This window comes from Nonomuraea sp. NPDC005692, from assembly GCF_040631115.1.
Taxonomy (GTDB): domain Bacteria; phylum Actinomycetota; class Actinomycetes; order Streptosporangiales; family Streptosporangiaceae; genus Nonomuraea.
Genome location: NZ_JBEXYU010000018.1, coordinates 140,487 through 153,438 on the forward strand (window position 1 = coordinate 140,487; position 12,952 = coordinate 153,438).

Annotated in this window: 10 protein-coding genes; 3 read left to right on the top strand and 7 right to left on the bottom strand. The window is 72.0% G+C overall.

The window, feature by feature from the left end; translation table 11 throughout:
- Nucleotides 1–45: 45 nt before the first annotated feature.
- The 3 genes from ABZ459_RS31385 to ABZ459_RS31395 all read right to left on the bottom strand — a co-directional run bounded on the left by ABZ459_RS31385 (nucleotide 46) and on the right by ABZ459_RS31395 (nucleotide 3,616).
- Nucleotides 46–1,575: an FAD-dependent monooxygenase gene (locus tag ABZ459_RS31385; protein ID WP_357977974.1), complete on the bottom strand. Its 1,530-nt coding sequence runs from the start codon at nucleotides 1,573–1,575 to the stop codon at nucleotides 46–48.
- A 36-nt stretch (nucleotides 1,576–1,611) separates the two neighbouring features.
- Nucleotides 1,612–2,874 (bottom strand): erythromycin esterase family protein, encoded by a 1,263-nt coding sequence (locus tag ABZ459_RS31390; RefSeq protein WP_357977977.1) that lies wholly within the window; start codon nucleotides 2,872–2,874, stop codon nucleotides 1,612–1,614.
- A 97-nt stretch (nucleotides 2,875–2,971) separates the two neighbouring features.
- A complete protein-coding gene (locus ABZ459_RS31395) occupies nucleotides 2,972–3,616 on the bottom strand; it encodes a CatB-related O-acetyltransferase (RefSeq protein ID WP_357977980.1) in 645 nt (214 codons plus the stop codon).
- A gap of 231 nt (nucleotides 3,617–3,847) precedes the next feature.
- Between ABZ459_RS31395 and ABZ459_RS31400 the strand changes: the two genes are divergently transcribed.
- Nucleotides 3,848–4,783: a GNAT family N-acetyltransferase gene (locus ABZ459_RS31400; RefSeq protein WP_357977983.1), complete on the top strand. Its 936-nt coding sequence runs from the start codon at nucleotides 3,848–3,850 to the stop codon at nucleotides 4,781–4,783.
- A gap of 112 nt (nucleotides 4,784–4,895) precedes the next feature.
- The gene (locus ABZ459_RS31405) at nucleotides 4,896–5,483 is read left to right on the top strand and encodes a TetR/AcrR family transcriptional regulator (RefSeq protein WP_357977986.1); all 588 of its coding nucleotides are present in this window, start codon (nucleotides 4,896–4,898) and stop codon (nucleotides 5,481–5,483) included.
- Between the two features lie 714 nt (nucleotides 5,484–6,197).
- Here ABZ459_RS31405 and ABZ459_RS31410 read toward each other — a convergent pair.
- On the bottom strand, nucleotides 6,198–7,622 hold the full coding sequence (locus tag ABZ459_RS31410) for an amidase family protein (protein ID WP_357977989.1): 1,425 nt from the start codon (nucleotides 7,620–7,622) through the stop codon (nucleotides 6,198–6,200).
- 725 nt (nucleotides 7,623–8,347) lie between these two features.
- Between ABZ459_RS31410 and ABZ459_RS31415 the strand changes: the two genes are divergently transcribed.
- Nucleotides 8,348–9,241 (top strand): Gfo/Idh/MocA family oxidoreductase, encoded by an 894-nt coding sequence (locus tag ABZ459_RS31415; protein ID WP_357977992.1) that lies wholly within the window; start codon nucleotides 8,348–8,350, stop codon nucleotides 9,239–9,241.
- Nucleotides 9,242–10,154: 913 nt separating this feature from the next.
- Here ABZ459_RS31415 and ABZ459_RS31420 read toward each other — a convergent pair.
- From ABZ459_RS31420 to ABZ459_RS31430, 3 genes are read right to left on the bottom strand one after another with little or no spacing between them, the layout of a single operon-like run.
- Nucleotides 10,155–11,111 carry an SAM-dependent methyltransferase gene (locus ABZ459_RS31420; RefSeq protein ID WP_357977995.1) on the bottom strand — a complete coding sequence of 319 codons (957 nt, stop codon included), beginning with the start codon at nucleotides 11,109–11,111 and terminating at the stop codon, nucleotides 10,155–10,157.
- Nucleotides 11,066–11,851 (bottom strand): isochorismatase family cysteine hydrolase, encoded by a 786-nt coding sequence (locus ABZ459_RS31425; protein ID WP_357977998.1) that lies wholly within the window; start codon nucleotides 11,849–11,851, stop codon nucleotides 11,066–11,068. Before ABZ459_RS31425 ends, ABZ459_RS31420 begins: the two co-directional genes overlap by 46 nt.
- Nucleotides 11,848–12,918 carry an isocitrate/isopropylmalate family dehydrogenase gene (locus ABZ459_RS31430; RefSeq protein WP_357978001.1) on the bottom strand — a complete coding sequence of 357 codons (1,071 nt, stop codon included), beginning with the start codon at nucleotides 12,916–12,918 and terminating at the stop codon, nucleotides 11,848–11,850. The genes ABZ459_RS31425 and ABZ459_RS31430 overlap by 4 nt, the downstream gene beginning before the upstream one ends.
- Nucleotides 12,919–12,952 lie beyond the last annotated feature (34 nt).

Sequence of the window (12,952 nt, forward strand, 5' to 3'; positions counted from 1 at the left end):
GACCGGGTACGAACCTGCCCGCACCCGGTCGGCTTCCGGTCCACGTCAGGGGGTGCCGAACCAGACGGAGAGCGCTTCGCGCAGCGCTGGTACGGCGGTGTCGGCGGGTTCGTCGACGGATGCGGCCCAGGCGATGTGGGCGTCCGGCCGGATCAGCAGGGCGTCGGACGGTCGCCGGTCGGTCCTGGCGGTGTGGACGTCGACACGCTGTCCCCAGGGACGGGCGGCCTCGCGAAGGCCGGGGCGGTCGGCGAGGTCGAGGAGGACGGGCCGGGCGGGATGCAGGAGTTCGGCGACGCGGGTGGTTCCCTGGCCGGTGTGCAGGGTGAGGTCGGGCGCGAATGTCCCGGCCAGGGGGTGGGGGTTCGTGCCGGGCATCGGGTAGCGGATGTCGGCGCCCGCGACCATGGATCCCATACGGCGCAACGGCTGCTCGTCGGTGAGCAGCTCCTGGAACATCTCCCGGAGCGCTTCGGCGGCCGCGTCGTGCCCGCGTCGCAGCGCGACCTGGGCGCGGGTGTGCAGCATGGTGCGGGCGCCGGCGAGGTGGCGTTCGGCGTGGTAGGTGTCCAGCAGGTCGTCCGGCGCCCGGCCGTGCAGGTCGGCGGCCAGTTTCCAGGCCAGGTTGACCGCGTCCAGCAGGCCGGCGTTGAGCGCCACGCCGGTGGCGGGGAACAGGTGCGCCGCGTCCCCGGCCAGCAGGATGCGCCCGGCGCGGTAGCGCTCGGCCTGGCGGGCCTTGAAGGTGAAGCGCGACAGCCGGGTCGATCCCGCCAGTGGCAGGTGCACGCCGAGCACGCGACGCAGGCTGTCCTGCAGTTCGGTCAGGGTCATCGGGACGTCGTCGTCGTACTCGGTGGTCTCGTCCTCGATGGTGTAGAGGGAGACGCTCGGGGCGCCGGGTGAGGAGCCGACGCCGAGCAGGCCCTGGTCCGTGCGGGTGAAGCCCGCGCGGACCGTGCCGAATCCGGGGACGTCCAGATCGCCGGTGTCCAGCACGGTGACCTCGTCGGGCAGGGTGACCTGGGCCAGCCGGTTGACCTCGGGATAGACGGTGCCGGGGAAGCCGATGCCGGCCCAGTCGCGGACGCGGCTGCGCGCGCCGTCACAGCCGACCAGGTAGCGGGCGCTGACCTGGTACGGTCCGTCCGGGCCCCGCACGTCCACCCTCACCCCGGCGTCGTCCTGGTTCACGCCGGTCACCTCGTGCCCGCGGTGCACGTCCACGCCGAGCTCGCCGGCGCGTTCGTCGAGCAGCCGCTCCAGGTGCTGCTGCGGCAGCGGCAGCGCGTGCAGCGGCGGATCCGCCAGCCGGGTGAGGTCCAGGTGCACCCCGCCGAACGGGAACCGGGGTGCCGGGGCGGGGCCGGGGCAGGCGGCCTGGAAGCGTTCCAGCAGGCCCCGGTAGCGCAGCAGCTCCAGGATCTGGCCGCCGAGGCCGCCGGCCTTGGGGGTGTCGCGGCGGTTCGGATGCCGCTCCAGCACCAGCGGCCGCACCCCGGCCAAGCTCAGTTCGATCGCCAGCATGAGGCCGGTCGGTCCGGCTCCCACAATGATCACGTCGGCGTTCTTCATCGGTAACTTTCCTTGCGATCTGTCGGGTGTCGGGTTTCAGAGGTCGGCGACGGTGGAGGTCGGGGTGTTGAGGATGCCGTCGAACGCCTCCAGGACGGGCGTGTGCACGTAGGCGCTCTGGATCCGGATGCGGTCGGGGCCGGCGATCCCGTGCGCCTGGCGCAGGTCGGCGATGCTGAGCCCGAGTCCGGCCTCGGCGAAGGCGGCCTCGACGCTGCCCGGCTCGGGCGGCTGCAGCGGGGTGTCGTCGACGGCGAAGCCGAAGCGCGCGTTCTCGTCGGGGCGCATGTCGGCGGTGTGTCCGGCGGGGCTGGTCAGGGCGAGGGCGACGTAGTCGTCGCCCAGGCGGTCGTGCAGGTGCAGCCCCATGGGCAGCCCCGTGAGCCGGCCGTCGAAGGAGACCGGCGTCTTCTGGATGTGGGCGTTGTGGGCGGCCAGCACGATGCGGGCCTCGGGGCCGGAACGTTCCAGATGCCACTGGACCGACCCGGCCATGTAGACGTCCCTGGCCGAGGTGTCGGCGGTCAGGCCGGTGCCGGCGTACAGACCGGCCATGGCGCGAAAACCGTAGTCGGCGCTGCAGGCGGCCTCAAGGCGGCGCAGGGCGAGGTCGTAGCCGGGCCGGTCGGCACGGGAGAGGTACAACGCCTCCACGGCACGAAAGCGCATGTGCAGCCGCATCAGGATCGCGCTGAGAGCGTCCTGCTCGGCGGTCGCCAGGCGGGTCCAGGCCGGTGCGGCCGAGGCCGCGGAGGCGCCGGCGAACGACCCGGCGATCCGCATCGCCTCCTCGACCATCGGGAGGGTCTCGGGATCGACCTGGCGCAGGTAGTCGGCGACCGGGGCCAGGGCGGGAAGCAGGGACCCGCCGGCCGCCGGGACGTCGATCCCGGCGAAACGCACCGGCTCGGCCGCTGCGGCGTTGTGCCGGCGCATCCAGCGCAGCGGCTCGGCGACCCCCACAGGGATCGCCGTGGCGAGCCGGGCCGCCAGCTCGTCGTCCGTGCCTTCGCCCTGCGCCCAGGCGTCCAGGGGGACGCCCTCGCTGAAGCCGTACTCGAAGGCCAGGACGGTGAAGCCGCAGCGCTCGGCCAGGAACCGCAGGATGCGCCGGCGCATGACCGAGAACTCGGTGATGAAGTGGGAATTCTCGCCGACCGCGACGACGCGCGCGTCGCCGACGACGTCGCGCAACGGCTCCAGGTCGTCGAGCGGAGCCTCAGGGTCGAGGTGGGTGAGCGGGACGGCGTGGCCGCGAAGCCAGTCGGCGAACGGGTCGCGGCAGGATGAAGCGGGCATGGGGACAGCTCGATTCTGATCGTGGAAGGTGAAGGAACGACAGATGGAGGCGCGTGACACCGTAGGCGCAGGCGTCACCGGAGCCCGGCGGCGCGTCCTACCGCCTGTCGGCCGCCGCTTCCTCCAGCGCCGCGACGCTGCCGGACATGATCGTGGCGACGTGCCGGGTGAGGTGCTGCAGCGGCCAGTCCCACCAGGCCAGCGCGAGGAGACGGGCGATGTCGGCGTCACTGTGGCGACGTCGGATGAGCCTGGCCGGGTTGCCGCCGACGACGCCGTAGTCGGGCACGTCGTCCACGACCACGGCGCCGGAGGCGATGATCGCTCCGTGGCCGATGCGGACGCCGGGCATCACCGTCGACCGGTAACCGAGCCAGACGTCGTTGCCGACCACCGTGTCACCCCGTCCGGGCAGGCCGGTGACGAGGCCGAAGTGCTCGGCCCAGGAACCACCCATGATCGGGAAGGGGAAGGTCGAGGGGCCGTCCATGCGGTGGTTGGCGCCGTTCATGATGAACCGCACGCCCTCACCGAGCGCGCAGAACTTGCCGATGATCAGTTTCTCCGGGCCGTAGTGGTACAGCACGTTGCGGGTCTCGAAGGCGGTCGGATCATCGGGGTCGTCGTAGTAGGAGAACTCGCCGACGTCGATCAGCGGTGCGGTGATCAGGGGCTTGAGCAGCACGACTCGGGGCTGCTCGGGCATGGGATGCAGCACGGTCGGGTCAGGGGGGACGGGCATCACGCGATCGTCTTCTTCTCGTGAGGTGGCGATGAGGTGGTCTTGCACTTCTTATGTGTACGGAACGTTCCGTACCGATAGGATGATGTCCAAGGCGGGCTACCGTGTCAAGTACGGAACGTTCCGTACCGATAAGGTGTCGGCGGAACCGGCACGCCCGGTGCGGGACGACCGGGATGTCCCACACCGAACGGGCGGTCACCGGACCCGCTTCCACTTTCTGGAGGATCTGTGATTTTCCGTCCCACGGTCGAGGCTGATCTCGACCGCCTGCTCGGCTGCGTCGTCGTTGAGGGCATCAGCTGGGCCCATCCTGAACGGCTGCTGTCCTTCCTCGAATCCGGCAACTACCGCCACGCGTGGATCTGGATCGCCGAGGAGAACGGCGAGATCTTGGCCCGCGCCGTGTGGTGGGGGTCGCCCGACGCCGGCAAGCCTCTCGCGCTGGACTGCATCTACGTCCACCCGTCGGTCGATGACCCCGTCGGCCTGGCCGCCGACCTGCTCGGTCACGCCCACGCCGGCTACGAGGACAAGCCCGCGTACCACGTGTTCGTCTCGAACGGCTGGCGCGACGACCCCACGTCCGCGGCCGCGATCGCCTGGCGCTGGACGGCCGCGGGCCGCGCGGGGCTGACCGAGGAGCTGGAACGGCTACGCTACGAGTGGACCGCCGAAGCCGGGGTGCCCACGCCGTCGGGCCGGCTGGAGTTCCGCGGCGAGGACGACGACGAGGTGTTCGTCGAGGCGTTCCGCCGGGTGGCCGTCGGCACGCTCGACCACCACACCCGCGAAGCCCTGGTCACCATGGACCCGGACGCGCAGGCCCGCCAGGACGTCGCCGGGTACCGCTCCATGCCCGGTGAGCGCTCCTGGTGGCGCCTGGCCTACACCGGGGACGGCGAACTGGCCGGGGTCGCGCTGCCGTCGGCGAACGGCGGCGGCCCGGTGGTCGGCTACCTCGGCGTGGTGCCCGAGCACCGCGGCCGGGGCTACGTGAACGACCTGCTCGGCGAGATCACCCGCAACCACGCGGAACGCGGCGTGCAGCGGATCGTCGCCGACACGGACGCGGGCAACGTCCCGATGGCCCGCGCCTTCGAACGCGCCGGCTACCGCAATTTCGCCGTCCGCCTGGTCCTGTCCCCACCCCCGTCCCATACCTGATCGGCCGCCCGGCGCCGGACAGGGCGGGTACGCGCCCAGCCGTACCCGCGCCGGAGCCCGTGCCCGCAGTCCGCCGCCCGTACGGAACGCGCCGTACCGATAAGGTGTCGGCATGACCGACACGCCCCACCGTCGCGGTGCCGACCGGACCGAGGCCATCATGCGGGCCACGCTGGAGCTCGGCCAGGAGATCGGCTACGCCAAACTGAGCATGGAGGCGGTCGCCGCCCGAGCGGGCGCCAGCAAGCAGACCATCTACCGCCGATGGCCGTCCAAGGCGGCCCTGTTGTTCGACTCGCTGTTGTCGGTGAACGGGCCTGCCCTGGACTACCCTGACAGCGGCGACATCGTGGCCGACTTGCGCGCCCAGATCCACTCGGCCGTTGATCTGCTGGCCGGGCCGCCCGTCGGCCCGTTGTTCAAGGCCCTGATAGGTGAGGCCCAGCACGATCCCCAGATCGCCGCCGCGCTCAACGAACGCTTCATCGCCCCACAGGCGGACAAGACCGTCGCCCGCTTGAAGGCGGCCCGCGACCAGGGTCAACTGTCGCCCGCCTTCGACCTCGCCCTGGCGATGGCGATCCTGTCCGGCCCGCTGTACTTCCAGCTCCTGATCACACAGGAACCACTGACTCACGAGTACGTCGACCGGATCCTCGACGCCCTCTTCACCGGCATCGGCCCCACCCGCGCACACTGACGTCCCACGTCATCCCGGCGACCTGTCCCTGCGGAGTGTGTCGGGGCCTCGGCCTCTGACGACGACCTGAGTGATCGACGGGTGCCGCAAGATCGTCTGCCCGTCCACCGGCGTGAAGGCGGGAACGGCCGCGAGGCTGCCCCGGCTCCTGCGGAAGCCGAACCCGTCGCCGATCTCGGACGAGCCGTTCGAGTCGGTGGCCGGGGGCGGCGCCGGTAACCGGATCAGGGCAGAGGGGGAGCCGGCGCGGTCCATCTGTCGTCCGCCGAACGCGGGCTCAGGCGCAGGATCTCCGCGTCAAGGACTTCGACCAGGCAGGGACGGCGTCGGTGTGCTGCGGGCGGGTGCCGGGCGAGAGCTCACGCCCCCGGCACGAGCTCCTGTCCGCCCAGTCGTCCGCGTCGGGCAGCACGCCCACCTTCGAGTACGCCTTGTAGCGGTGTATCTCGCGTCAGACAGGGTCGTACTGAGCGGCATGTGGTTGAGCCTTTGCAAGGCAGTGGTGTCGCCCGTCTTTCACCCGAGCCAGGAATCGCGTTCACGCGGCGCGGCCGTTCGCAGGTGCTCGCGATGGGGCTCACCGCCATCCGCCATGCCGGAGCAACGGCCCCCGGCACCGGACGCGAGGGCGACTACGACCTCAAGCGGGTGTGACCTGCCCCCGCTCGACGCCGAGCCGCCCTCGCCCACGGCCTCAGAGAGACCGCCTGCCCATCACCCGGACAGACCGCCCGCGAAGATCGGCGGAACCCGGTCCCGCCACGGCATCGCCCGTTCCAGGTGCGCGGCGACCTGGAACAGCAGGTCCTCGCGCCCGTACGCGGCGGCGAGCTGCACGCCTATGGGCAGCCCGCCCGCGCTCTGCCCCAGCGGCAGGCTGATCGCCGGCTGCCCGGTGGTGTTGAACAACTGCGTGAACGGCCCGAACCCGGACAACGTCTCCAGCCATCCCCGCAGCGTCTGATCGGGATCGTCGTACCGCAACGTGCCGTGCGGCACCGGCAGACGGCCCAGGGTGGGCGTGACGAGCAGGTCGTACCCGGTGAAGAAGGCCGCCGCCGACCGGGTGACCCGGTTCTGGGCGTCGAAGGCGGCCAGCATGTCCAGCGCGGTGGCCTGCCTGGCCGCCGTCAGGAACTCCCGCGAGACCGCCTCCATCCTGGCCTCGTCGGGCTGCCGTGGCGCGAGGAGGCACGGGGAGGCGACTCCGACGGCCTCGATGATCCACGCCCTCATGGCGTCCTCCCGGTCGACCGCCGGGCTCGCCTCCTCCACGACGTGCCCCGCCTGCTCCAGCACGCGGGCCGTCGCGACCGCCGCCGCGGCGACCTCCGGGTCCACGTCCGTGCCCATCCAGGAGGTGGTGGTCAGCGCGACCCGCAACCGGCCCGGATCCGTCACGAGCTCCCGCGCGTACGACCCGCGCGGCGCAGGCGCGGTGTACTTGTCGCCGGTCCCCGGCCCGTGGACCGCGTCCAGCAGGCGGGCGGCGTCGCGGACCGTGCGCGTGAGCACGAACTCGTCCGCCATGCCGAGGACCAGCTCACCGGCCTCCGGGCCGCAGGGGCCGCGCCCACGGCTCAGCTTGAGCCCGACCAGCCCGCAGCAGGCGGCCGGGATCCTGGTCGAGCCGGCGCCGTCGCTGGCGTGCGCGACCGGCACGGCCCCGGCCGCCACCAGCGCCGCGGCGCCGCCGCTCGACCCGCCCGCGGTGCGGCCGAGGTCCCAGGGGTTGCGTACGGGCCCGTAGCGCACGGGCTCGGTGGTGAAGCTGACGCACAGCTCAGGCACCGTGGTCAGTCCCAGCGTGACCAGGCCGGCGGCGCGGAACCGCGTCATCAGGTCGGTGTCGCGCCGGGCGAGGACGCCGGGATAGGCCCGGCTGCCCAGCGTGAACGGCACCCCTTCGGCCACCGGCCCGTGATCCTTGATGAGGAACGGCACCCCCGCGAAGGGGCCGTCGGCGGCGTGGTCGAGCGCTGGCGAGAACACCGGCAGCGCCAGCCCGTTCACGTGTTCGTCAACCTGCGCCAGCGCCTGGCGGGCCGCCGTCTCGACCTCGCCGGCGCCGGCCTCGCCCGTCCTGATCAGGTCGCGGAGGCCGGTGGCGTCGTACCTGGCGTACTCATGGATGTCCATGGAAAGCCCTTCTCCGGGCGCGCTCGGGCGCCCGCACGTCGATCGTCTGAGGGAAGAGTCAGAGGGTTGCCGGCAAGGGGGTGACGGCTCCTGGGCCGTCCCCCTGCCGGTGATCGACGTGTTCCTACGCTCGGTACATCACCGGCCATGCTCGCAGCGACCGGCCCTCAGGTCCACCGAGTTTTCCGCCAGGGTCAGGCGACCGGGTTCCTCATGGCCGACCTGCGCGGCACGAACACCTCGCTCAGACCGATGATGCTAGGACCGGAGAGCAGGACGCCCGGCTGCAACTGCCCGTCCACGCCGAGCAGGACTCGCGCACCCCCACGGACTGCGACCGGAAACCACAAACTACGGGCCGGTCCGGCTGTACGCTCCCGGCCGACCGCTCCGGAACCGGAGGCCGAGGAGCGGCTTCGGTCGGGGACCAGGAGCGGGGCTGCCCTCGTGCTCCTGGAATGGCTTTGCTTCTGACGGCCAGGCGTGGGTTGCCCCGGTGTCTCAGGGATGGCTTTGCTTCTGGCGGCCAGGGGCGGGGTTGCCCGCGTGCTTCCAGGACTGGGTCCGCTTCTGGGGGCCAGTCGTGGGGTTGCCCTGGCGCGCCAGGAGGGCGTTTGTCCCCGAGGTCCAGGAATGGGTTCACCCCTGAGGGGCCCGGGGCGGTTCCCGCGGCCCTGACATGATGTGGATCATTTCCTGAAATATCGCCCATTTGGAGGAAAGCTGTGCGCATCGCGCTCGCCGGGCTCGCCACCAGCCATCCGTACACCGACGCCCGCACCCTCGCCCGCCACGCCGAGCTGGCCGTCTGGGAGCCCGACGCCGAGCGGCTGCGGCGCTTCACCGAGGAGCATCCCGAGGCGAAGGTGGCGGGCGACCTCGACGAGCTGCTGGCAGCGGACCCGGACGGCGTCGTGCTGACGTTGCCCAACCCCCGCGTGCCCGCCGCGCTCGAACGGATGCTGGAGACCGGCGTGCCGTGTTTCGTGAACAAGCCCGCCGCCGCGACCAGGGAGCAGCTCGACGCCCTGCGCCGGCTGCCGGTGCACGATCGGGTGATGTCGGGCTCGGTGCTGCGTTTCGCGCCCGCCTTCGCCGAGGTCCGCGCCGACGCACAGGACGTGCTGTCGGTACGGGCGACGGTCCGGCACGACGTGGGCCAGTGGGCCGACGGCCACAACGCCTGGCAGGACACGCCCGGCGAGGGCGGCGGGACGATGGTGACCATGGGCATCCACGGCGTCGAGCCGCTGGTCGCCCTGCTGGGCCCGGACGTGCGCCTGGTCGGGGCCGCCGGAGCCAGACGGCACTACCGCACACTCAGGTCGGAGGACACCGGCGTCCTGGCACTGCAGTGGGCGAACGGGACAGTCGGAACGGTCGAGATCCTGGGCGTCTCGGACGACAACGCCTACACGGTGACCCTCCACGGCCGGCACGGCAGCGAGTCCGTCGTGATCGAAAGCGGCCCCGACCCGGTCCACAACCTGGGATACGTCCGGACGATGGAGGCGTTCCTCAGCATGGTGCGCGGCGGCCCGAGCCCGGTGCCGTGGGCCGAAACCATCGCAATCCTGGACATCCTGATCTCGGCCCGAGAACACACACCCACCACCTGAGAACCACTCCAACCATCAAGCCACCCGACGGACACCAAGCACCAAGCCCCGCCCCGAACCAACCCACACCCCGACGGCCACAGCCGGCACACCGTCCTCGGCCGCGCCACCTGGGCCACCGCGCTCCCCGACCGTTCACGATCGCCACCGTCCGGAGTCCCACCGTCCGGAGTCCCACCGTCCGGAGTCCCACCGTCCGGAGTCCCACCGTCCGGGTCCGGGGTTGCCACCGGTCGGGGTCGCCACCGGTCGGGGTCGCCACCGGTCGGGGTCGCCACCGGTCGGGGTCGCCACCGGACGGGGTCGCCACCGGTCGGGGTCGCCACCGGTCGGGAGCGCCTCGTGGGCGGGGGCATCGCCTTCTGGTCGTGGCTGGTTCGGGTGCTGGCCATCAGCAGTCGTGGTGCGTCGGCGCGGATACCCCCAGTACGTGGCTCTGTTGTCCGGGGGCGCCACTGTCCGGGGGCGCCCCCGTCCGGGGGGTGGCGCCGCGCCGCCGGTCGGGGTTGCCGTCGGACGGGAGCGCCTCGTGGGCGGGGGCATCGGCGTCTGGTTGTGGCTGGTTCGGGTGCCGGCTGTCAGCAGTCGCGGTACGTCGGCACGGAAACCCCCAGCACGTGGCTCTGTTGTCCGGGGGGCGCCACTGTCCTGGGGGCGCCGCCGGTCGGGGTTGCCGCCGGTCGGGAGCGCCTCGTGGGCGGGGGCATCGGCGTCTGGGCGTGGCTGGTTCGGGAGCCGGCTGTCAGCAGTCGTGGTGCGTCGGCGCGGAAACCCCCAGTACGTGGCTCTGTTGTCCGGGGGCGCCACCGTCCGGGAGGCGCCACCGCGCCACCGGTCGGGGTCGCCGTCGGACGGGAGCGCCTCGTGGGCGGGGGCATCGGCGTCTGGTCGTGGCTGGTTCGGGAGCCGGCTGTCAGCAGTCGCGGTACGTCGGCACGGAAACCCCCAGTACGTGGCTCTGTCGTGGTTTGTCGGCGAACACCCAGCGGTTGGTGGCCAAGGCGTCGTCGGGTTCGGGCAGGGGGCCTCGACCATGCTGACGGGTGAAGTCGAAGGGCGTACGGACGGTGGCGGACCAGCCCCGCCCCCTCAGCAGCCCGATGGAGTCGGGACGCGGCTTCCTGTCGAACAACGCGAGCAGATCCACGCCGATCTGTGCCTTGGTCGCCGCGTAGACCGGGTTGGCGCGGACCGCCGGCGACCCCAGCCCGAGCTTGGCCTCGAACGCCAGGACGCTGCCTTCGGCGCTCAGGACGTCGATGGTCCGCTGGAGCCGCCGTTCGACCTCCGGATCCAGGTAGAGCAGGAGCCCTTCGGCCAGCCAGGCAGTCGGCGCGTTCGCGTCGAAGCCCGCGGCCAGCAGCGCGCCGGCCCAGTCGTCGCCCACGTCGGCCGCGACCACCCGACGTCGTGCCGCCGGGACGACCGGAACCGGGGGAGACGGCTCGACGGCGAGCGAGGCGAGCACGTGCTCCTTGAACGCCAGCACTCCCGGCCGGTCGATCTCGTACACGACCTGTCCCCGAGGCCAGCCGAGCCGCAGAGCCCGCGTGTCGAGCCCCGCGCCGAGCAGGACGACCTGCCGGACGCCCGCCTTGGCCGCGCGCAGCAGGAAGTCGTCGAGGACCCGGGTGCGCAGACCGAAGTAGCGCCCGAGCCTGCCCCAGAGAGGGTTGGCGTCGCCGCCGGGCACGTGCTGCGGACGGGTCGGCCAGGCGGCCGACGCGGCGGAGGCGCGTACGAAGTGTTCGGCGTAGGGGTCGGCGGCCAGCGAGTCGGGGCGGTGGGTCTCGATCGCCCGCGCGGCGGCGACCATGAGCGCGGTCAGGCCGACGCCGGTGTCGATCTCGAGCTGTCGGTTGTCCGGCACGTGCTCTCCTCTCGGGCCGGTCGACCGGCCGCTGACACCGCGGCGGTCTCCTGTTCCGGGATCCACGAGCCTGGGACGTCGTGGGAGGTGAGATGGGCGCCGTAGAGGGCGGCCATGAAGCGCAGGATCTCCGAGTCGGGCAGGTGGCGGCTGGCGGTGCAGTCGGTCAGCACCGTGATGTGGAAACCCTTCTGGAACGCCGTGCGGGCGGTGGTGTCCACGCAGACGTCGGTGTACAGGCCGGCGAAGACCAGGCGGACGATGCCGCGCCCGCGCAGGTGCCGCTCGAAGCCCTCGCTGAGGAAGGCGTCGAAGCAGGCCCACTTGGTGAAGACCGGCTCCCCAGGCGCGGGCTCGACCTTGTGGAACTGCGCGCCCCAGGTGCCTTCAAGGCATTTGAGCGGTTTGCCCTGGGCGAGGTCGCGCCGCCGCCAGCTCGGCCCCTGATGCTCGGCGTCACCGACGAAGCGGACGAAGACCACGTCCATGCCGCGGGCTCGCGCCGATGCGAGGGCCTTGGCCGTGTTGGCCGCGGCCGCCTCCAGAGCCGCAGGGTCACCGGCGTAACGGGCACGGGCGGTGAGGCCGGTACAGAAGTCGTTCTGCAGGTCGACGACGACCAGGGCCGCACGTTCGCTGGAGGACTGGCGCTCCTCGGTGGCCAGGCCGGCACGTTCCTGGTGTTCTCCGGTGTCCCTGTTGGCACGTTCCTCGAGGGGCTCGGGCTGCTCGGCGGTCATGAGTCCGCCATCAGGACCGGGCGGGCCGTGGGCTCCAGGGCGTCGAGGAGGGCGTCGACCACGCCGGTGGTGGAGTGTCGTCCGCCGGCGTCAGGGGTGGCGACGCCGTGGCGGTCGAGCGCCATCAGGGCGCGCTCGACCATCCGCACCGCTCCGGCGCACCCCGCGTGCCGCTCGGCGATGGCCGCCGCGGCCCGGACCGTGGCCACCGGATTGACCCTCCCGGTGTCCGCCAGGTCGTCGGCGGAGCCGTGCACGGTCTGGTACTCGACCAGACCGCACGCGTCGGGATGCAGGTAGACGTTCTCGGTGCAGCGGTTCTCCTGCCGCTCGGAGCCGAAGCGGTCGAGCAGCACCACGTGCATGATGTCGGCCCACTCGTTGCCCGCGATGATCACCGTGCGGGGGCGGGGGCCGCGTTCGATGAGGTTGCGGTTGACGGTGTCGGGCTGGAACAGGCCGATCTGCACGCCGTGGCGCGCGGCGCTCTCGGCCACCCACTCGTCGAGCGCGCCGTCGAGCAGGTGGAACTTGTAGGCCATGACGATCTCGTCTATGCGGCCGTCGGGCCACTCCTGCCGGGCCCGGCGCACGGCCAGCGCGATGACCTTCTCGGTGATCTCCCTGGTGAAGGTCATCGTGCGGACGAGCGCGCCGGGAAGATGCACGTTCTCGCCGGTGTAGAAGCCCTGGGCCTGGTCCCTGACCAGCAGCAGCGACGCCCCGGCCGTGGTGATGGTGTCGATCTTCACCGCCTGCAGGCGCTGGCGGACCAGGTAGAGCGACTGGGCGTTGATCGCCGTACGGAAGACGGCGGGGACCCCGGCGGCCGCCAGTGAACGGCAGAAGCGCGTGTAGTGGTCGGCGTCCTGCCGCGTGCTCTCGCGGATCTCCTCGGCCTCCGCGCCGGCCTTCAAGGACACGTAGGAGTGATAGATCCGCTCAGAGCGGGTGAGGGCCACCTTCGTGCCGCAGGCGTCGGCGATCCCGGCCAGCACCCGCTCGAAGACGGCCGCGAGCTCGGGGCCCGTTCCCTGGCCGATGGCAAGTCCGATGACTGGTTCCACTACTGCTCCCTTTTCGTCGTCGAAGGCCGGACGC